Consider the following 19,438-nt stretch of genomic DNA (forward strand, 5'->3'; position numbering starts at 1 on the left):
AATGAGGCGAATGGTGGCAGAGTGGCGGCATGGCTGATCGGGGAGTGAGTGCCCTGTCGCTTCCGGACGACTGGCCGGCCCACTCGGACCTGAGCCTTTCCCTCAACCGCATGGGCAGCTTCGACTGGGACCTGGGCAGCGGGCTGATGCACATGGATCAGGCCGCGCTCGACGTCTTCGAGCTGCACCGGGACGAGTACCTGGGCCGCCCGGAGGAGCTTGCCGCGCGCGTGCCGAGCTCCGAGGCCACCCGGCTGGACGCCATGGTCTCCGAGGCCCTCAAGAACGGCAGTACCACCTACGGCGCGTACTTCCGTATCCGCTGCCGGGACGGCTCCCTGCGCTGGACCCATACGCAGGGCTTCGTGCGACGCGACAGCAGTGGCAGACCGCACCGCATCATCGGCATCGTCCGCGACGCCACCCAGGAGCTCTCCGACGCGACCGCCCGGCTCGAACGGGACGACGCGCGGCAGCGCAGGACCAGCGTCGTCGAGAGCACCACGGCGGCGCTGGCGCACGCGCGGACCGTGCAGGACGTCATCGACGTGCTCAACGACTCCCAAGGCCTGGAGAACCTCGGCGCCACCAGCCTGGTGATGGGCCTCGTCGAGTCCGGCCGCATTCACCTCGTCGCGGAGGGCCCCGAGGACTCCTTCGTGCCGGGCACCCGCTACACCCGGATCGACGAGCAGTATCCGATGAGCGAGGTGGTCCGTACCCTCGCGCCGCGCTTCATCGAATCGCGCGAGGATTTCGCCGGCTCCTACCCCCGACTGTGGCCGCACATCAGCCGCCTCGGCATCACCTCCGCAGCCTATCTGCCGTTGATCGCCCAGGCCCGCCCCATCGGCGCGCTCGGCCTGCTCTACAACGACCGGGTCGGGTTCACCGCCGACGAACGCAATGTGCTGATCGCCCTCGGCAGTAGCATCGCGCAGAGCCTGCAACGGGCGATGCTCTACGAGCAGGACAAGGACCTCGCGCAAGGACTGCAGCAGGCGATGCTGCCGCGCCGGATACCCGCAGTCCCCGGGGCGCAGATAGCGGTCCGCTACCGTTCGGCCCGGCTCGGCCGCGACATAGGCGGCGACTGGTACGACGTGATCCTGCTGCCGGGCGGCCGGGTCGGTGCGGTCATCGGTGACGTGCAGGGCCACGACACCCACGCCGCCGCCGTCATGGGTCAGCTGCGCATCGTGCTGCGCGCGTACGCCGCCGAGGGCCACACCCCCGCCACCGTCATGGCCCGCGCCTCCGGCTTCCTCCACGAGCTGGACACCGAACGCTTCGCCACCTGCACCTACGCCGAGGTGGACCTGACCACCGGAGTGATCCAGCTGGTCCGGGCCGGACACATCGACCCGATGGTGCGCCACACCGACGGGTCCTGCCGCCGGGTGACCGTCGAAGGCGGCCTGCCGCTGGGGCTCTCCGCGGAGTTCGGACGGCTCGAATACCCGGTCACCACCATCGAGCTGGACCCCGGACAGACCTTGCTGCTGTGCACCGACGGTCTGGTGGAGCAGCCGGGCGCCGACCTCGACGACGGCATGCAGATGCTGGCCTCGCTGGTCCGTACCGGCCCCAGCGACCTGCAGCAGCTCGCCGACCGGCTGTGCGAGGTGGTCGACGAGCGGGGCGGCGAGGACGACGTGGCGCTGTTGCTCCTGCGCCGCCGAGGGGTGGACGTACCGCAGGGCGGCGGGCGTCTGCAGCAGCATGTGGCGCAGAACGACCCGGAGGCGCTGAGTTCGGCGCGGCACATGATCCGTGCGGCGGTACGGGCCTGGGGCGCCCAGGAGCGCGAGGACGAGATCGAGCTGGCCGCCGACGAGCTGATGACCAACGCGCTGATGCACACCGACGGCGGGGCGGTCGTCACCGCACGGGTGCTGACCGGGGACCGCCGCCGTCTGCGCATCGAGGTGGAGGACACCTCCAGCGCGCTGCCGCGCCGCCGGGAGGCGGGGGAGTCCGGGGTCTCGGGGCGCGGGCTGATGCTGGTGGACCTACTGGCGGTCGGCTGGGGCGTGGAGTCGCGGGGCAGCGGCAAGTGCGTGTGGTGTGAATTCCACATCCCTGACCGGTTTGACCGGCAGGCCTGATCGTACCGGACGATAGCTGTCCGTCATGTGAACTTACTTGACCGTAACCAACCGTTCGGTATTGACTGCGCTCTTCCCTTGCACTCGCACCGCCTCCGATGACGTGAGGGCTTCTTGAGCACTGAGCTTCTGGCACCTCTTGATCTGGCGTTCTGGCACCTCGAATCCTCCGAACACCCCATGCATCTGGGCGCGCTCGCTCTGTTCGACGGCGGCGATCCGGCCGACACGAACCCGACCGCGATCGCCGAACTGCTCGCCCGGCGGGCCGCCGCGATCCCGCGGTTGCGCATGCGTGTACGTGACGTCTGGCTGCCCGTGGGCGGCGCGGCGTGGGTCGCGGCCAAGGACTTCGACGTACGCCGACATGTCCAGCAGGTCCGGCTGCCCGAGGACGGCTTCGCCTCCCACGCCGTCCACCACGCAGGGGAACTGATGCAGCGCCCGCTCGAACGCGGCCTGCCGCCCTGGAAGATGTACGTCCTGACCGGAGCCCCCGGCGGCTCGTTCGCCATCCTGGTGAAGCTCCACCACGCCCTGGCCGACGGCATGCGTGCCGTCGCCATCGGCGCGGGCATCTTCGACCAGATCGCCGGCGCCCGTGAGGCCGGCAGCGGGCGGGAGCGCAGCGTGCCGCCCCGGTCCTGGCTGCCCGGTCCCCGGCAGGCCGTCGGCTTCGCCCGCGACCGCATCGAGGAGCTGGGCCGGGCCGTCGGCATCGGCGCGTCCGTGATGCGGGCCGGACGTTTCGATCTGTGGGGCGCCAGCGCCCTAGCGGCGGGCTCCAGCGGCACACGGCGGCTCGGCACCGCCGTGCTCGACCAGGGCGACGTACTGAGGGTTCGCCGGGTGGCCGGCGGCACGGCCAACGACGTGCTGCTCGCCGTCGTCGCCGGCGCGCTGCGCCGCTGGATGCTGGAGCGCGGCGAACCACTGCCGGGCGCGGATCCGCGCGCCCTGGTGCCGGTATCCCGGCGCCGCCCCGGCAGCCCAACGGGCTCCGGCAACAAGCTCTCCGCCTACCTCCTGGGCCTGCCCGTGTCCGAACCCGATCCCTGGGCGCGGCTCACCGCGGTCCGCGCGGCCATGGACCGCAACAAGGCCGACGGGCCGGGACGCGGCGCCGGCGCGGTCGCCGTACTGGCCGACCAGTTGCCCTCGCTCGCCCACCGGTTCGGCGCCCCGCTCGCGGGCGGCGCTGCCCGGATACTCTTCGACGTCCTCGTCACGAGCGTGCCGCTGCCCCGCTCCACCCTCTCGCTGGGCGGCTGCCCGCTGCGCGAGATCTACCCGATGGCGCCGCTGGCCCGTGGGCAGGCCCTGGCCGTGGCGCTGTCGACGTACGGCGGACAGGTCCATGTCGGCCTCGTCTCCGACGGCAAGGCCGTGCCCGACCTGGACCGACTGGCCCGGGGCATGTCCGACGAGCTGGCCGAGCTGCTGCGGGCCGCCACGGCCTGAGGCACGCTGGAGGTATGCCTGAGCTGCCGGAGGTCGAAGCGCTGCGGGAGTTCCTCGACGGACAGCTGGTCCGCCGGGAGATCAGCCGGGTGTTCCCCGTCGCGATCAACGTCCTCAAGACGTACGACCCGCCGCCGTCCGCGCTCGAAGGCGCCACCGTCTCCGCCGTGGACCGCCACGGCAAGTTTCTCGACATCACCGCCGGGGGCCTGCACCTGGTCACCCACCTGGCCCGCGCGGGCTGGCTGCGCTGGAAGGACGCGCTGCCGGACGAACCGCCCCGCCCCGGCAAGGGGCCGCTCGCGCTGCGTGTCGCCCTGGACCGCGGCGCGGGCTTCGACCTCACCGAGGCGGGCACGAAGAAGGGCCTCGCGGTGTACGTGGTGCGCGACCCGGCCGAGGTGCCCGGCATCGCGCGCCTGGGCCCCGACCCGCTCGCCGACGGCTTCGGACGCGAGGAGTTCGCGGCGCTGCTCGCCGGGGAACGCCGCCAGATCAAGGGCGCGCTGCGCGACCAGAGCCTGATCGCGGGGATCGGCAACGCGTACAGCGACGAGATCCTGCACGCCGCGAAGATGTCACCGTTCAAACCGACCGCGAAGCTCACCGAGGCCGAGATCACGGCGCTGTACGAGGCGTCACGCGCCACCCTGGAGAAGGCCGTCGAGCGCTCGCACGGGGTCGCCGCTGGCCGGCTGAAGGCAGAGAAGAAGAGCGGGCTGAGCGTCCACGGCCGGGCCGGCGAAGCCTGTCCGGTCTGCGGCGACACGATCCTTGAGGTGTCCTTCAGCGATTCCGCACTGCAGTACTGCCCCACGTGCCAGACGGGCGGAAAGCCGCTCGCGGACCGGCGGATGTCCCGACTGCTCAAGTAGGCGGGACCGAGCAGGTCGGACCGACAAGGCCGGGGACGGGCCCCACGCGCTGACCGGGTGACCCTGCGCCTTGACCGGGCCCTCGCGCCTTGACCGGGCGCCCCTCGCGCCCTGCCCTAGGCCTTGATGGTGACCAGCCGCTTGCCGTCCAGCGTACGGACCTCGAAGCGGTCGATCTCGTTCCCGCTCAGCGCTGCCCCACCCTCCGTACGCAGCGGCTCCTCGTGCCCCACGGCCCCCGGAATGCCGTAACCCCCCGCTGGCACTGCCCAGGTGGTCACCGTCTGTTCCTCGCCGTCCTTGCCCACGGCAATCAGCTCGCAGGCCAGCGGCCCGTCGACCCGGGCGAGTTCGAGCCCGACCCCCGCCCCCCAGCCGCTTTCCCACAGCGCGACGGTCGCCGAGACCCCGGTGGCCGAGTCGGTGGCGGCGAGCTGCCGCACTGCCCCATCCCCGGCACCGCCTTCGCCCTGGAGCTGCAGGCCGAACACCGCCGCGGGGCCACCGATGATCAGCGCGGCCGCCGCCGCGACCAGCCGGATACGGCGTCTGCCACTGCGCCGCCGCGCCACCTCGACCCGGTCGAGCAGGCGGTCGAGCAGCTCCGGCACCGGCGGCTGGGGCAGGAGTACGCCGGGACCCCCGCCGGGGTGGGCGAAGGTGGCCAGCATCGATTCGAGTCCGGCGAATTCGCTGAGCCGCACGGCGCACGTGGGACAGTCGGACAGATGTTCCTCGAAGCGGAACGTATCTGCTGGATCCAGGACGCCGAGCGCGTACGCGCCGACGTCCCGATGCCGCTGCTTCGGACTCATGGGGCAATTCCTCGTGGGTCTCGCGCGATGCACGGGGCGTGATGGGCGGGTCGTCATCAGGTACGGACTTGACCGGGATTCTGCTCAGGATGGGCGGTAATCCCACCGGATTCCCCACAGTCCGGACGTTGTTGTGGGCACGGGGCGGGGCCCGCACACTGGGCGGGTGACAGCCCGCGAGACGAACCCCGCATGACGGTGCCTTCGCCCTCGGGGGGCGCGCATGTGCGCTTGCAGCTGGGTGCGTACGTGCTGGGCGCGTTGTCGCCGGGCGAGGACGCCGAGGTCGCGTTCCACCTCGGCCGGTGCGACGTGTGCCGCGCCGCCTACCTGGAAGTGGCCGACGCTCCCGCGCTGCTCGCACTGTTTTCCGAGGACGACCTGGCGCCGGAGCGCGACGAATGACACCCCCTAAACTCCGGGGCATGTTGCGTGCACTGGCTGTCGACGACGAACGACCGGCGCTGGAGGAACTCCTCTACCTGCTGCGCGCCGACCCCCGGGTCCGCAGCGCGGAAGGAGCCACCGACGCCACCGCGACGCTGCGCCGGATCAACCGTGCGCTCGACGCGGGGCCGGACGGCGCGGACGCCATCGATGTCGTCTTCCTCGACATCCACATGGCCGGTCTCACCGGGCTCGATGTCGCCAGGCTGCTCGCCGGGTTCGCCAGGCCGCCGCACATTGTCTTCGTCACCGCCCACGAGGGCTTCGCCGTGCAGGCCTTCGACCTCAAGGCCGTCGACTACGTGCTTAAGCCGGTCCGCGGAGAGCGTCTCGCCGAGGCCGTACGTCGGGTCTGCGACCAGGTCGAGGCGGCCTCCGCCGCCGCGCAGACACCCGCGGCCGCGCCCGCCGCCGTCCTCGCGCCGCAGACCGGCACCGCGGACCAGATCGCCGTCGAGCTGGGCGGCGTCACCCGCTTCGTCCCGATCGACGACATCGCGTACGTCGAGGCCCAGGGCGACTACGCCCGGCTGCACACGGGTGCGGGCAGCCACCTCGTCCGTATCCCGCTCTCCACGCTGGAGGAGCGCTGGGCCACCCGCGGATTCGTCCGCGTACACCGTCGCCATCTGGTCGCCCTGAGCCGCATCGACGAGCTGCGGCTGGACGCGGGGGCGACGACCGTACGGATCGGCGAGGTGGAACTCGCGGTCAGCCGCCGCCATGCCCGCGAACTCCGCGACCTGCTGATGCGGCAGGCGCGCGGCTGATCTCCGGCCCTTGTGCCTCCGACCCGGCCTGGGCTGTTGCCGGGCCGGGCCGGGTCTGGGTGCGGGTGGGGCGCGGCCCGGGGGGGGGGCCGCCCCCCGCGCGGGGCTGTCCCCTACCCGCGCAGCGCCCCGAAACTGGGGGCAGGCCCCCAGACCCCAGACCCCGGGGGAGGTGGGGTGCGGCGGCAAGTCCCAGCCCTCCGGACACGGTGAGGCGTGGGGCCCGGGACCAGTGCTCCTGATGGTGGGCTCCAGCCCCGGCCCGTTGCTTCTGACCGCCGGCCCCGCCCGCCGGCCCCGCCCGCCGGCCCCGCCCGTCGGCCATGGGCCGGGCGCCTCGGCCTGCCCATGGCCGTGCCACCGGGGAGGCCGCCACCGCTGGGCCGCCATCGACCACCCCGCCCGGCCCGCGCGTCGCGGCCCTGACCCCCGACCGCTGATCGTTCCCGGCGTGCCGTTCGCCGCCGTACAACCGCCGCCCGGCGACCGGCCACTCGAACGGGGCCGCGCCGCCGGGCACGCTCGCAGTCCCGCACGCCCGCCGCATCGCCAGGCCCGTACGGCCGGCCCGCCCGCCCGCTGGGCCGCACGCACGCAGGTCGGCCGTGTTGCCCGGCCCGCCCGCCCGCCGCATTGGCCGGCCCGCCCGCTGAGCCGCGCACCCGCACGCCGCGCCGCCACAAAAGGCCCGCGTGACTCGGCCACAAGAGCCCTCCGGCGCCATGCGATCCCACGCACCCGACGACGCGGGCTGAGCCTGCCGGGGTTCATCCGCAGGCCCTACCCGCGGTGATCGTTGCTGCGTAGACTCCATCGGTGTCCGCTCAGCAGCAGCCTCCCCGCCGTGAAGTCGTCACCGGAGTGCCCCGCGGCGCCCGGCGGCCCCCGGGCCACGCTCCGGCCCGGTCCGAGATCACCGAGCAGACCACGCTGGGCGCCACCTATGTGCGCTCACTGATGCGCAGCCAGCTGCGAACCGCCCTGATCTCCCTCGGCGCCCTGGCGCTGCTCGTCGGCTCCCTGCCGCTGCTGTTCGCGCTCCCGCAGGTCTTCACCGACTCAGACCTCCCGTCACCCGCGCCCTTCGTGTGGGCCGTGCTCGGCGTCGCCGTCTATCCGGTCATGTGGCTGATCGCGTTCTGGCAGGTCCGGCGCGCCGAGCGCAACGAGCGTGCCTTCAGCAGGCTCGTCGAAGGGCGCTGACCTCCTTGAACCAGGCGTACGCGGTGGCGGCCGTCACCGTCGTCGTGCTCGCCACCGTCCTCATCGGCGCGCTCGGCCTGCGCATATCCCGTACCACCTCGGACTTCTACGTCGCCTCCCGCAGCGTCAAGCCGGGCCTCAACGCCGCCGCGATCAGCGGCGAGTACCTCTCCGCCGCCTCCTTCCTCGGCGTAGCGGGCCTGGTCCTTCTCCAGGGCCCGGAGATGCTCTGGTACCCGGTCGGCTACACCGCCGGGCACCTCGTCCTGCTGGTGCTGGTCGCCGCCCCGCTGCGGCGGTCCGGCGCGTACACCCTCTCCGACTTCGCCGAGGCCCGGCTCGAATCCCCGCACGTCCGCAGGCTCGCGAGCCTCTTCGTCGTCGGCATCGGCTGGCTCTACCTGCTGCCGCAGCTCCAGGGCGCGGGCCTGACGCTGGAGATACTCACCGGCGCGCCCGGCTGGGTCGGCGGCCTGGTCGTCGCGCTCGTGGTGACCGGGACGGTGGCGGCCGGCGGGATGCGCAGCATCACCTTCGTACAGGCCTTCCAATACTGGCTCAAACTCACCGCACTGCTCGTTCCCGCGCTCTTCCTGGTCGTGGCCTGGCTGGGGGACGACGCGCCGCGTGCCCGGTTCGACGAGCCCGCGACCTTCCGTGAGCACACCGCCGTACGGATCGACGACACGGTACGGATCGACCTGGCGGAGCCGCTGCGCGTCACCGTGAGCGGCCTGGTGGACGACCGGCGCTACGAGAATGAGCCGGTCGCCCTCGACGCCGGACCCCACCGCATCGGCGCCGGCACGACCCTCGGCTTTCCCGCCCACGCGCAGGTCCCCGAGAAGGCCGCCACACCGGGGGCGGGCGCGTCGAGCTGGTCCCAGCCACTGTCCAGCAGCCGGGAGGAGCACCCGCTGTACGCGACGTACGGGCTGATCCTCGCCACCTTCCTCGGCACCATGGGGCTGCCGCACGTAGCCGTGCGCTTCTACACCAGCCCCAACGGCACCGCCGCCCGCCGCACGACCCTCGTTGTGCTCGGGCTGGTCGGCGCCTTCTACCTGCTGCCCCCCATCTACGGCGCGCTCGGCCGGATCTACGCCCCCGAGCTGTCCCTGACCGGGACGGCGGACGCCGCCGTCCTGGTGCTCCCCGCCCGGCTCGTCGGCGGCGTCGGCGGCGAACTGCTCGGCGCCCTGCTCGCGGGCGGGGCCTTCGCGGCCTTCCTGTCCACCGCTTCCGGGCTGACCATGTCGGTCGCGGGCGTACTGACCCAGGACGTGCTGCCGTCCCGCGGCGTACGCCACTTCAGGCTCGCGACCGTCCTGGCCGTGGCGGTGCCGCTGGCGTTGAGCACCGTGACGAGCGACGTGCCGGTGGCCGACGCGGTCGGGCTGGCCTTCGCCGTCTCCGCGTCCTCCTTCTGCCCGCTCCTTGTGCTCGGCATCTGGTGGCGGGGGCTCACCCCGCCGGGCGCGGTGGCCGGCCTTGTCGTCGGCGGCGGGGCCGCCCTGACCGCGGTGATGGCGACCAGGGTCGGGCTGCCGGCGAGTGGCTGGGCGCACACCCTGCTGGCCTGGCCCGCGGTCTGGTCGGTACCGCTCGGCTTTCTGACGATGGTGCTGGTGTCGCTGGCGACCCGCGACCGGATCCCCGCGGGGACCGCCGCGATCCTGGCGCGGCTGCATCTGCCCGAGGACCTGATGGCGAAGGCCGACAGCGGCCGACCCGGGGGAGTGGAACGATGACTGGCATGGAACTGGCGGCGCTGGCCGCAGCGGGCACCGTGATCCTTGCCGCGGGCATCGCCCTGGGCCGGGTCGCGGCCCGGCGCGGGCGCAGCGAGGATCTCGACCTCGGTACGCCCGTCGAGCGCGCCACTTTCCACACCCTGCACACCGCGTCGCTCGCAGCGCCGCCGCTGCGAGCCGGCCTCACCGAGGACACCGCCCGCAAGGCCTCCCGCAGGCTGCGTTCACTGCTGGGCACCGAGGCACTGTGCCTGACCGACCGCGAGGCCGTGCTGGCCTGGGACGGGCCGGGCGGGGACCACCACAGGGAAGCGGTGATGCGCCAGGTCGGGGAGGTGCTGGAGTCCGGGCGCAGCCGGAGCGTGCGGACCGGCTGCGAGGACCTCCAGTGCCCACTGCGCTGGGTGGTGATCGCGCCGCTGACCGGCGAGGAGGGTGTGCTCGGCGCGCTGGTGGCGTACGGGTCACGGGAGTCCGCGGTCCTGGTCAGGGCCGCCACCGAGGTGGCCCGCTGGGTTTCGGTACAGCTGGAGCTGGCCGAGCTGGACCGCTCACGCACCCGGCTCATCGAGGCGGAGATCCGCGCCCTGCGCGCCCAGATCTCGCCGCACTTCATCTTCAACTCGCTGGCCGCCATCGCCTCGTTCGTCCGCACCGACCCCGAGCGCGCCCGTGAACTGCTTCTGGAGTTCGCCGACTTCACCCGCTACTCCTTCCGCAGGCACGGCGACTTCACCACTCTCGCCGACGAACTGCGGTGCATCGAGCAGTACTTGGCGCTGGCGGGCGCCCGCTTCGGGGACCGGCTCGCGGTGACACTTCAGGTCGCCCCGGAGGTCCTGCCGGTGGCGCTGCCCTTCCTGTGTCTCCAGCCGCTCGTCGAGAACGCGGTCAAGCACGGTCTTGAGGACTCCAGGGAAGCGTTCAAGGTGACCATCTCGGCCCAGGACGCGGGCGCCGAGGCACTGGTCGTCATCGAGGACAACGGCGTCGGCATGGACCCGGCCCTGCTGCGGAGCATTCTCGCGGGTGAGCACACCACGTACTCCGGCATCGGCCTGTCCAACGTCGACGACCGGCTGCGTCAAGTGTACGGCGACGACTACGGCCTGGTCATCGAGACGGGTGTGGGCGCGGGCATGAAGATCACGCTGAGGTTCCCCAAGTACCGGGCGGGAGTGCATTCTTCGACGCCCGCCGGGCGTGATCAGAAGAGGTGGATGGCGAGATGACCGAGCGGCAGGCCCAGCTGCCAGGCAGGTGTCCAGACCTGTTCGCTCTCGTCGACGCCGAGATCCTCGGCCTGGTGCCAGGGGGTCACGCCGCCCAGATCAGTGGCGAGTAACTCGGTGGTGCTGAGCCACTGCCAGGACGCCAGGGCCAGCTCCAGGTCCGGGTTCCTCGTGGTGAGTTCGTCGGCGCGGGCCGTGCGCTCCGCGATCCGCTCACGCACCCACTCCTCCCAGGGATGCCCGTAGGTGGTGAGGGAGAGCCACTCGTCCAGGCCGGCCACGACCCGGATGCCGGAGAGCTCGTCGGAGCTGTCGGACAGGTAGATGGTGAGCGCCAGCGTCTCCCGGCCGGCCCGGAACTCCAGCGTTCCGTGCGGAATCAGATTGCTCGTGCGGAGCACCTCGTCGGCGATGTACTCGGCGTACAGCCAAGCCATCGGTACCGCGAGCCTGCCTCCACTGGTGCCATTCGTACTTTCGGGCCGCACGGCTTCCCACCTTCTCCCGGTCCTAATCCGCATTTCGAGCCATCCTTGAGCCTTCACTCTCACAGACGCACAGCGGGGTGTCTTTACTCAACTTGGCGCTCTGGTTTCGAATTCGGCCTGGTCTGCACGGGTACTGGAGGGAAAACAGGCGGTCAGTGATGCAGTTGGGACGTGAGAGCCTCAGTCGGTATCCAGACCGTAGCCCGGCAGAACTTTCTTCAACGCGCGCAGAGCGTAGTACGTCCGGGACTTGACGGTCCCCGCCGGGATGCCGAGTGCTTCGGATGCCTCCGCCACGGACCGACCGCGGAAGTAGACCTGGGTCAGCACCTCGCGGTACTCGCCCCGCAGCGCCTTGACGGCCTCCCGCACATCGAGAGCGGTGACCGAGCGCTCCGTGTGGTCGTCGCAGCCGGGCACCGCGGACTGCTCCAGGACGTCCGCGGTGACCTCGTGGGGCCGGGCACGCCTGGCCCGCCGGGCGTCGATCGCCAGCCTGCGGCCCACCGTGAACAGCCAGGGGCGCATCGAGTCGTGGTCGCTGGCCAACGCCTCGGGATGTTGCCACACCCGGACCAGCGTCTCCTGCAGCAGATCCTCCGCCCGTTGCCGGTCCCCGTAGGTGAGGCCGAGCAGGAAACCGTAGAGCGCCGTGCCGTGCTCACGCTGGAGATCGGCCAGCTCTCGTTCGTCGGTGTGCTGCTGGAGGAGGGAGGAAGTCACCGTAAACGCTCCTTCGCGAGACCGGTTGGCCGTTGGCCGGACGGCCGCGAAGGTATCCGCCACCTGGCGAGAATGCGGCGGTGCGGCGCGGCGCGGCCGAACGGGCGGCAGGGGCGTGCGGTGAGCGGTCGAACGGCGCGACGAACGGTCCCGTCACCGCGTCCTCCGCCGCGCCCCTCACGGCGCCTGTCACCGCGTCCTTCGCCTCGTCCGCCATCGCGTCCGTTCCAGTGACCTCGGCGGCCCCGATCCTTGACATCCCCCTGACCCACGTATGGATTCATATCTACGTATTAATCCCCATACGGAAGTCGGTTCCATGACGAAGCGCAAGCTGCAGGGCGCGGTGGCCGCGGCCGCTCTGCTGATCGGCAGTGCCACAGGCTGCGCCGGACCGCCGACAGCGGCCCCCGCGCCGGTCCCGCCCCGGGACTCCGCACGCCCGGCGGCCTCCTCGGCGGCGGGCGGCGCGGCGTCCGCCGGGCGCGGCTTCACCCTCGTCGCCTCCGGGGACGTACTTCCGCACGCCTCGATCATCCGGCAGGCGAGCGCGGACGCGGGCGGCAACGGCTACGACTTCGCGCCCATGCTCGCCGGGGTCAAGCCGGTCGTCTCCCGGGCCGACCTGGCGATCTGCCACATGGAGACGGTGTACGGCGCCAAGGGCGGCCCATACACCGGCTACCCCGACTTCAAGTCCCCGCCGCAGGTGGCCGAGGGGCTGCGCGCCACCGGCTACGACGCCTGCTCCACCGCGTCGAACCACACCCTGGACGCGGGTACCGAAGGCATCGGCAGGACCCTGGCCGCGCTCGACAAGGCGGGCATCAAGCACGTCGGCTCGGCACGCTCCGCCGCCGAGGCTCGGCGGCCCGCCCTGCTGGACGCGGGCAGCGCCAAGGTCGCCCAGCTCGCGTATACGTACGGCACCAACGGCTACCCGCTGCCCAAGGGGCGGCCGTGGGCGGTGAACCTGATCGACGAACGGAAGATCCTCGCCGACGCGCGTGCCGCCAGAAAGGCGGGCGCCGATGTCGTGGTGGTCTCGCTGCACTGGGGCACGGAGTGGCAGGACGCCCCCGACGGTCAGCAGCTGCGCCTCGGCAGGGCGCTCACCGCGTCGAAGACCGCGGGACGCCCCGACATCGACCTGATCCTGGGTACGCACGCCCATGTCCCGCAGGCGTACGAGAAGGTCAACGGCACCTGGGTCATCTACGGCATGGGCGACCAGATCGCAGGCTCGATGATCAATTACTCGGGTGAGAACGACGCGCGGGGCAACCAGGGCACCATCGGCCGCTTCACCTTCGCACCGCCCGCCCGGCCCGGAGAGCGCTGGGCGGTGAAGAAGGCGGAGTTCATCCCGCAGTGGTTCGACACCGAGGAGGGCCGGGCGGTGAATCTCAATGCCGTGATGTCCCGCGGCGCCGACTACAAGGGCGTACGCGACCGTATCCGCAATGTCGTCCTCAGCCGCGGCGCGGCCAAGGACGGCCTGCTCATGGGCGAGTAGCCCACACCCGCCCGATGGGTCCATGGGGCGTCGGGGGGGCTTTGCACACCGGCGCCTTCGCCAGCTCCGCCTTGCGGTAGGAGTACGCGAAGTAGATGACCAGAGTGATCAGAGCCAGGAGCGCGACCGAAGACGACTCACCCTCGCCGAAGTGAGGAGTCTGCCCGGTTTACGGTGTGCGGGTTTACGGCACGACCGTGACGGGCCAGCGTCCGGCCTTCACCAGCCGCAACGCCACCGAGCCGATGAACCGGTGGCCCGCCGACTCCGACGCCCCAACGATCACCGCGTCCGCCTTGAGCTCGTCGGCCGCGGTGACCAGACCGTTGTACGGGTCGCCGCGGAAGGTGTGGAACTCCCAGCGCACCTCGAAGGCGTCCTTCACCCGGTGCGCCGCCGTGCGGATCTCGTTCATCAGATCCTCGGCGATCTCCTCGGTGGTTCCGGCGACCGGCACCCCGAGCGCGGCCCCGGCCGGCATCACCGGCTGGACGTACACCATGGCGAGGAGCGCGTTCTGCCGCCGGGCGAGGCCCGCCGCGTACGCCACCGCGCGCATCGAGGAGTCGGATCCGTCCAGGCCGGCGACGATCACCTTGGGCCCGTCGGTGCCGCGTTCGAACTGATGCCCTCGCTCTGTCACAGCAGCGAGGCTATCGGGCCCGACAGGCGCCCCGGCGGCGCCCTCCCTGGAGTGCGGACATGAGTGCCGGCGCGGTGAAGCCCACTTCTGCCGGCAGCCGCTTCCTGGCCCGGGTGCCCGACGGTTCGCCATGTTCTTCGGCGTGCTCGGCCTGTACTGCGCCGTACTCTCGCTCATCCCGCCGCTCAGAAGCCTGCTGGGTCCCGTCACCCGGTTCCTGGACACCGTCACTGTCCCGGTCAGCGTCAACCTCGCCCACGCCGTCTTCCTGCTGCTGCTCGCCGCGGCGAGCGCCGCCCGGAAGAAGGCCGCGTGGTGGCTGGTCGTCACCTATCTGGCCCTGCTCCTCGCGGTGGATGTACTGGCGCTGCTGTACGTCGTGGAGTGGACGTGGATCCCGAACCTGGTCCTGTGCGCCCCCGCGGCGATGTCGTCCTCGAAATGTACGAGCGCCTGGTCGAGGATCAGCGAGACGCTGCCTTTCTCCCTCGTACGCCGTCAGTGAAGTGCGCGTGGGCTCGTCCCATCGGGTACTTCACAGCCCGTTGCCGGTGTTGATCAGCCACTTGGGCCTGCCCCCGTGCGAGCTATTGGTCATGAAAAGGGATCAGATCCTTCCGGGGCGCCGGACCGTACTGCGGGGCACCGCCTGTCTCGGGGCCGCCACCGTCCTGCGGGGGCTCAACACGGACCCGGCACAGACCCCCGGACGCTTCCCCTCGGGAGATCCGCCCCCGGCGGCCGGTCCCCAGGCGAGCACCCCCGCGAAGTCATCGGCGTACCGGCTGCAGCCCATGACGGCGAATGCCCCGCCCTCCTTCCGGCCCGCGCGGCCCCCGGTGCGTCGGCGGCCTTTCCTGCGGATGCCGGGGCTGGGCCGCGCCATGGTGCTGACCTTCGACGACGGTCCCGACCCGCGCTACACCCCGGACATCCTGCGCACGCTGCGGAGCTACGACGTGCGGGCGATGTTTTTCGTCTGCGGGGAGATGGCCGTCCACAACGGGGACCTGCTGCGCGAGATGGCTGCCGACGGGCATGTCGTCGGCAACCACACGTGGTCCCATCCGCTGATCCCGAGCCTGTCGCGGGCCCGGATCCGCGACCAGCTGGGCGGCACCAGCGAGGTCATCGAAAAGACCCTGGGCGACGCCCCGACCTGGTACCGCGCACCGTACGGAGCCTGGAACAGGGCCTCCTTCCAGATCGGCGCGGAACTCGGCATGGAGCCGCTCGGCTGGACCGTGGACACCCTGGACTGGAAGGAGCCCGGCACCGGCACGATCATCCGCAGGGTGCGGGGCGGGGCGGGCCCCGGGGTGGTGGTGCTCTCGCACGACGCGGGCGGCAACCGGGGGCAGAGCGTGGTGGCGCTGCGCACCTATCTGCCGGAGCTGCTCGACGCGGGCTACCGGATCACGGTGCCGAGCTCCGCGCCGCGGGGGATGCCTCGCGCTTGAGTGCGCCGACCGGCCGGAACCCCGGCCGGTCGGCGGCCCGTCAGCGGGTGGCGATCAGCCTCGCGAAGACGACGACGTTCCCGGCGTAGCCGCCCGCCTTCGAGTAGCCGCCGCCGCAGGTGAGGACCCGCAGCTCCGGGTGCCCCGTGTCTCCGTACACCCGGGCGCCCGGGAACTGCTCCTTGGAGAAGACCTCGACGCCGTAGACCTCGAAGACAGCCACCCGGCCGTCGTAGCGGGTCACCTCGACGCGGTGGCCCTTCTTGAGGGAGCCGAGACCGAAGAAGACCGCGGGCCCGGCGGCGTTGTCGACATGGCCGACGATGATCGACGTGCCCTTCTGGCCCGGGGAGATGCCGTTCTGGTACCAGCCGGCGAGGTTCGCGTCCTGCGGCGGCGGTGCGTCGATCCACCCGTTCGCATCGAGGCCCACATCCACGACCGGGGCATCGATCCGGATGTCGGGCAGACGCACCCGGGAGGCCGGGGCGTACGGCAGCGGCTCGACGACGGCGCGCGGTGCGGCGGCGACCGCGGTGTTGGCCCGGCTGTCCAGAGCCGCGGCGGATGCGGGCTGCGGCGGGCCGAGCGACACGTCGACGCCGTTTCGCATCAGCGCGAGACCGGTGAGCATCACGAGGGCCACGGCCCCCCAGGGTGAGCGTCTCCTCGGCGCGGAGCCGCTGTACTCCTGGCCCATGGTGCTCCCTTCGTCGCGTCTGTAGGGACGCTATGCGCGGGGCCCGGGGGCGGCGAGATGTGGAGGGCGAACGGGTGGTGTGGCAGCCCGCAGTGACCCATCCGGGTAACTCATCGTACAAATCATCTGACGGTCTGTGACCTGCGGGTCCGTCAGATTTGGACCCTCCGTACCGGCGTGTCGCCTCACCGGGGTGGACCAGTCCCGAAATGCGGTAATTGCGGGGCCCGGTGAGTGTTCGTCATGGGAGGCGTTCTCGTCGATCTTCCCGGAGCACCGCTCCGGGGCGCCGTCCCATGGAGGTTTTACGATGCGTGCTTCACGCGCCTTTGCGGTGACTGCGGCGGCTTGCGCGGCGGTCGCTCTCGCTGCTCCGACGGCCGCTGCGACCAACGGCCCGAGCAATGTCACCGTCAACCCGTACTCGGTCCATCAGGGCAGCACGATGCAGGTCAGCGCCGCCGGGTGCGGTCACGGCGGCATGGTGACGTCCAACGCCTTCCCTCAGGCGCACCTGTCGGCGGGCGCCACCGGGTACGCCACCGCGAGGATCAAGCACAACGCCACGCCGGGGCACTACAACCTGGCCGTGAAGTGCAACGACAACTCGATGGTCTCCACCCACCAGTTCACCGTGCTCGCGGGGCGTGGCGCGCAGGGCGGTCTGGGTGGATCGGTCGGCCCGTCCGACACCGAGATGGCGGTCGGCGCCGGCCTGGTCGCCACGGCGGCCCTCGGCGGCGGCCTGTTCATCGCGCGCCGCCGTCGCCTGAACGGCGCGGGCATCTGATCGCGCGGAGTGCCGCGGCACCTGCCATAAACGCCCGTCGCCCCGAATCCTGGTCCGGATTCGGGGCGACGGGCGTGTGGGGCGGTTCGGCGTCAGTGCCGGCGGCTGCTGGTGCGGCGGCGCACCACGTAGACGGTGGCACCGGCGGCCACGGCGACCATCGCCGCACCGGCGGCGATCTCCTTGGAGTCCACCCCGCTGACACTGCCACCGAGACCACCCCTGGCGGGGCCGGTCGGGGTGGTCGTGGGGGCGGTGGTGGAGCTGGTGGTCGGGGCGCCACCGGCGATGGTGAGTTCGGAGGTACTCGTCACGCCGTTGCAGGTGAACGTCACCGTGTACACGGCGGCGGGCTTGGCGTCCGTGAAGACGCTGACCGCCTTGGCCGTTCCCGTGGGGATGGTGGTGGTGTCGAATACCCCCGAGTCGGCGGTGGCGTTGCCGGCGCAGCCGGGCACGGCCAGCGTGACCTGCCCGCCCGCCGCGATGGTGGAGGGAGTGATGGTGCCACGCACCGGCGCCGCGGCCTTCTGGTCGTCGGCCGAGGCGCTGGGAGCGGCGAGCGAGAGAGCGGCAATGCCGAGCGCGGCGGCGGATGCGAGACGTATCGCGCGCATGGTCAATCCTCCGGGTCCCCGAGGAGCAGCGGCGGAACTGATATCCACACATAGCGGGAAATGCACCTCGATACCCGGCACGCTAGGAGCGCTGGCGCCGACGCGCGATCACAGTCGCGCGAATGGGGCATCAATGTCCCCCACTCGGCTCACCGTCACAGCCCTCGCCTACTCCTCCGGCGGGAAGAAGAGCCTGAAGAGCCAGTCGGGCAGCAGGTCGGCCTCGGTGATCGGCGGACCGAATTCGAACCCGTGCCTGCCCTTGTGGTCCAGCGGCAGCCCGCAGCACTCGGCCGCGGTGGAGCCCTCCAGGAAAGTGGCAGGGCAGCGGGGCAGTATGAGCGTCTCGCGCAGCGGGCCGTACTCGTCCTGCGACGACCAGCGGGTCCAGAGATTCTGGGGCGGCACTTCGCTCGTGCCCCTGATTCCCTGGGTGTACGCGTGGTGCAGACCGGTGTGACCGGCTTGGAGTGAGCAGTACAGCGCGGATTCGACCTCGAAGCCGCCGCCCTCGATCCGACGCAGCTCGGCGAGCTCGCTGTCGAGGAACAACAACCTTGTCGGGCAAGAGATTTGGAACACGGACATGAGGAGCCCCTCCCCTTGCGGACTTCTCCAGTCTGCCGCGCCGAGAGGGCGTTTTCAGGGTGTTCGACTGCTATTCGGGTAGTCCTCCCGGGCCTGGCGCCTGCGGCTCCGCCGTTTTCCGGAGCGCCGGTATTCGGAGCACTGGCGCCGCACGGCCCACGGGCCGTGCGGCGCCGGCATGCGCCGAGAACTTCCGGGGCCCAGGGGCTTCAGTGACCCCCGGACCGTCCTGCCGTCATTTCTGGGCGTTCGGGAAGAGGTCCAGGAAGGGGCCCGCGGTGGCTGAGATGCCTCGGCCGAAGGGGGCGTCGAAGTCCCAGATGAGGAAGAGCAGGAACGCGATGAGGGCGCTGTAGAGGCCCGCCAGGAGGAGTTCGCGTGGGGTGCGGCGGATCTGGAGGGTGAAAATCAGGCCGACCGCGATCGCGGCTCCGATGATGAGCCCGAACCAGACGACGCCCGGCATCGTGGCGGAGGCGCCCTGCCCCCGGGCGCCGCGCGCGTCGTCGGCCGAGGCCACCTGGTCGACCAGGGGCTGGTACGCCTGGCCCTCGTGGTCGGTCTTCGGCTCGTAGTCGGTGACGTCGCGGCGCACCTGCTCAAGGAGAGCGGTGCCGCGGGGGGCGAGGGACCCGTGGTCGCTCATGTAGCGCCATTCGGTGTCGACGACATACGAGACGTAGGCGTCGACGTCGGCGCGGATGCGGTCGCGGACCTCGAGGGGGTAGACCTCGGCCCGTGCGCTGACCTCGTGCAGGGCCTGGGCCTCCTGGCGTACTGACTCCTGGGCGGCGCTGCGGCCCTCCCAGACGCCGGCGATGGCGAGGCCCAGGACGATCGCGTAGATCACGCCGATCATCATCGCCATGTACTCGATGACGTCCGGGGTCTCGGACGGGTCGTCGTCCTCGCCCACACGGCGGTGGTTGATGACGGTGATGGCGAGAACGACCGCACACGCGGACGCCATCGCGATGCTGAGAACAAGCCATTCCGACATGAGAGCCTCCGTCGGCTAGCGGGATCGGGGGCGCAGCACGGCTGCGGCGAATACGGCGGGGGCGGTGACCAGGAGGGTGAGGGACACCAGGGAGGGGCCGCCCCGGGGTTCCTGGCGGGTGGCCCGCCGGTAGGTGGGGAGAGCGACCTGCGTGCCCTTCGGTCCGGGGTGGGCCACCGGGGACCGTGAGGGGGGCCGGGGCGATGACGGGGGTGGTGGCGGCGGAGACGGGCGAGGCGGGGTGAAGG

At 71.6% G+C, this 19,438-nt stretch carries 20 protein-coding genes and 1 pseudogene; 12 read left to right on the forward strand and 9 right to left on the reverse strand.

Translation table 11 applies throughout. The features are described 5' to 3' along the window. The first annotated feature begins 29 nt into the window (after positions 1-29). From QMK30_RS28085 to QMK30_RS28095, 3 genes are all read left to right on the forward strand, one after another. Complete coding sequence (locus QMK30_RS28085) at positions 30-2,108, forward strand: SpoIIE family protein phosphatase (RefSeq protein ID WP_283521131.1); 2,079 nt, start codon at positions 30-32, stop codon at positions 2,106-2,108. Positions 2,109-2,222: 114 nt separating this feature from the next. After that, on the forward strand, positions 2,223-3,569 hold the full coding sequence (locus QMK30_RS28090; RefSeq protein WP_283521132.1) for a wax ester/triacylglycerol synthase family O-acyltransferase: 1,347 nt from the start codon (positions 2,223-2,225) through the stop codon (positions 3,567-3,569). Between the two features lie 14 nt (positions 3,570-3,583). Next, complete coding sequence (locus QMK30_RS28095) at positions 3,584-4,444, forward strand: Fpg/Nei family DNA glycosylase (RefSeq protein ID WP_283521133.1); 861 nt, start codon at positions 3,584-3,586, stop codon at positions 4,442-4,444. A gap of 116 nt (positions 4,445-4,560) precedes the next feature. On the opposite strand, the gene QMK30_RS28100 is transcribed toward QMK30_RS28095, so the two are convergent. Beyond that, positions 4,561-5,259, reverse strand: coding sequence for an anti-sigma factor family protein (locus QMK30_RS28100; protein ID WP_283521134.1), 699 nt, complete (start codon positions 5,257-5,259; stop codon positions 4,561-4,563). A gap of 192 nt (positions 5,260-5,451) precedes the next feature. On the opposite strand from QMK30_RS28100, the gene QMK30_RS28105 reads away from it, so the two are divergent. The 5 genes from QMK30_RS28105 to QMK30_RS28125 all read left to right on the forward strand — a co-directional run bounded on the left by QMK30_RS28105 (position 5,452) and on the right by QMK30_RS28125 (position 10,665). Continuing rightward, complete coding sequence (locus QMK30_RS28105) at positions 5,452-5,664, forward strand: zf-HC2 domain-containing protein (RefSeq protein WP_283521135.1); 213 nt, start codon at positions 5,452-5,454, stop codon at positions 5,662-5,664. A 20-nt stretch (positions 5,665-5,684) separates the two neighbouring features. Further along, positions 5,685-6,476 (forward strand): LytR/AlgR family response regulator transcription factor, encoded by a 792-nt coding sequence (locus QMK30_RS28110; RefSeq protein WP_283521136.1) that lies wholly within the window; start codon positions 5,685-5,687, stop codon positions 6,474-6,476. Positions 6,477-7,292: 816 nt separating this feature from the next. Further along, complete coding sequence (locus QMK30_RS28115) at positions 7,293-7,679, forward strand: hypothetical protein (protein ID WP_283521137.1); 387 nt, start codon at positions 7,293-7,295, stop codon at positions 7,677-7,679. Between the two features lie 5 nt (positions 7,680-7,684). Then, positions 7,685-9,430: a sodium/solute symporter gene (locus tag QMK30_RS28120; RefSeq protein WP_283521138.1), complete on the forward strand. Its 1,746-nt coding sequence runs from the start codon at positions 7,685-7,687 to the stop codon at positions 9,428-9,430. Then, the gene (locus tag QMK30_RS28125) at positions 9,427-10,665 is read left to right on the forward strand and encodes a histidine kinase (protein ID WP_283521139.1); all 1,239 of its coding nucleotides are present in this window, start codon (positions 9,427-9,429) and stop codon (positions 10,663-10,665) included. The genes QMK30_RS28120 and QMK30_RS28125 overlap by 4 nt, the downstream gene beginning before the upstream one ends. Here the strand turns inward: QMK30_RS28125 and QMK30_RS28130 are convergent. Together QMK30_RS28130 and QMK30_RS28135 are read right to left on the reverse strand one after the other, a co-directional pair. Further along, positions 10,641-11,102, reverse strand: coding sequence for a hypothetical protein (locus QMK30_RS28130; RefSeq protein WP_502963242.1), 462 nt, complete (start codon positions 11,100-11,102; stop codon positions 10,641-10,643). The two genes, QMK30_RS28125 and QMK30_RS28130, sit on opposite strands and share 25 nt — an antisense overlap. A gap of 231 nt (positions 11,103-11,333) precedes the next feature. Then, the gene (locus QMK30_RS28135; protein WP_283521141.1) at positions 11,334-11,876 is read right to left on the reverse strand and encodes a sigma-70 family RNA polymerase sigma factor; all 543 of its coding nucleotides are present in this window, start codon (positions 11,874-11,876) and stop codon (positions 11,334-11,336) included. A gap of 319 nt (positions 11,877-12,195) precedes the next feature. On the opposite strand from QMK30_RS28135, the gene QMK30_RS28140 reads away from it, so the two are divergent. Continuing rightward, positions 12,196-13,392: a CapA family protein gene (locus QMK30_RS28140; protein WP_283521142.1), complete on the forward strand. Its 1,197-nt coding sequence runs from the start codon at positions 12,196-12,198 to the stop codon at positions 13,390-13,392. Positions 13,393-13,576: 184 nt separating this feature from the next. Here the strand turns inward: QMK30_RS28140 and QMK30_RS28145 are convergent, their stop codons facing one another. Then, the gene (locus QMK30_RS28145; RefSeq protein WP_283521143.1) at positions 13,577-14,035 is read right to left on the reverse strand and encodes a universal stress protein; all 459 of its coding nucleotides are present in this window, start codon (positions 14,033-14,035) and stop codon (positions 13,577-13,579) included. A 130-nt stretch (positions 14,036-14,165) separates the two neighbouring features. Between QMK30_RS28145 and QMK30_RS28150 the strand changes: the two genes are divergently transcribed. Continuing rightward, entirely contained in the window at positions 14,166-14,540 is a 375-nt protein-coding gene (locus tag QMK30_RS28150; protein WP_283521144.1) for a hypothetical protein, read from the forward strand. 91 nt (positions 14,541-14,631) lie between these two features. Then, positions 14,632-15,495, forward strand: a complete 864-nt coding sequence (locus QMK30_RS28155; protein WP_283521145.1) for a polysaccharide deacetylase family protein — start codon at positions 14,632-14,634, stop codon at positions 15,493-15,495. 40 nt (positions 15,496-15,535) lie between these two features. On the opposite strand, the gene QMK30_RS28160 is transcribed toward QMK30_RS28155, so the two are convergent. Further along, positions 15,536-16,195 carry a class F sortase gene (locus tag QMK30_RS28160; RefSeq protein ID WP_283521146.1) on the reverse strand — a complete coding sequence of 220 codons (660 nt, stop codon included), beginning with the start codon at positions 16,193-16,195 and terminating at the stop codon, positions 15,536-15,538. A gap of 310 nt (positions 16,196-16,505) precedes the next feature. Here QMK30_RS28160 and QMK30_RS28165 point away from each other — a divergent pair, with 310 nt between their 5' ends. After that, positions 16,506-16,985, forward strand: coding sequence for a hypothetical protein (locus QMK30_RS28165; protein ID WP_283521147.1), 480 nt, complete (start codon positions 16,506-16,508; stop codon positions 16,983-16,985). Positions 16,986-17,077: 92 nt separating this feature from the next. Here the strand turns inward: QMK30_RS28165 and QMK30_RS28170 are convergent, their stop codons facing one another. From QMK30_RS28170 to QMK30_RS28185, 4 genes and pseudogenes are all read right to left on the reverse strand, one after another. After that, positions 17,078-17,602 carry a hypothetical protein gene (locus QMK30_RS28170; protein WP_283521148.1) on the reverse strand — a complete coding sequence of 175 codons (525 nt, stop codon included), beginning with the start codon at positions 17,600-17,602 and terminating at the stop codon, positions 17,078-17,080. A gap of 168 nt (positions 17,603-17,770) precedes the next feature. Further along, a complete protein-coding gene (locus tag QMK30_RS28175) occupies positions 17,771-18,190 on the reverse strand; it encodes a hypothetical protein (protein ID WP_283521149.1) in 420 nt (139 codons plus the stop codon). 235 nt (positions 18,191-18,425) lie between these two features. Beyond that, positions 18,426-19,190, reverse strand: a complete 765-nt coding sequence (locus QMK30_RS28180; protein WP_283521150.1) for a bestrophin-like domain — start codon at positions 19,188-19,190, stop codon at positions 18,426-18,428. 15 nt (positions 19,191-19,205) lie between these two features. After that, positions 19,206-19,438, reverse strand: a pseudogene (locus QMK30_RS28185) (hypothetical protein); the annotation flags it as partial.

The organism is Streptomyces sp. H27-C3 (assembly GCF_030063415.1).
Lineage (GTDB): Bacteria > Actinomycetota > Actinomycetes > Streptomycetales > Streptomycetaceae > Streptomyces.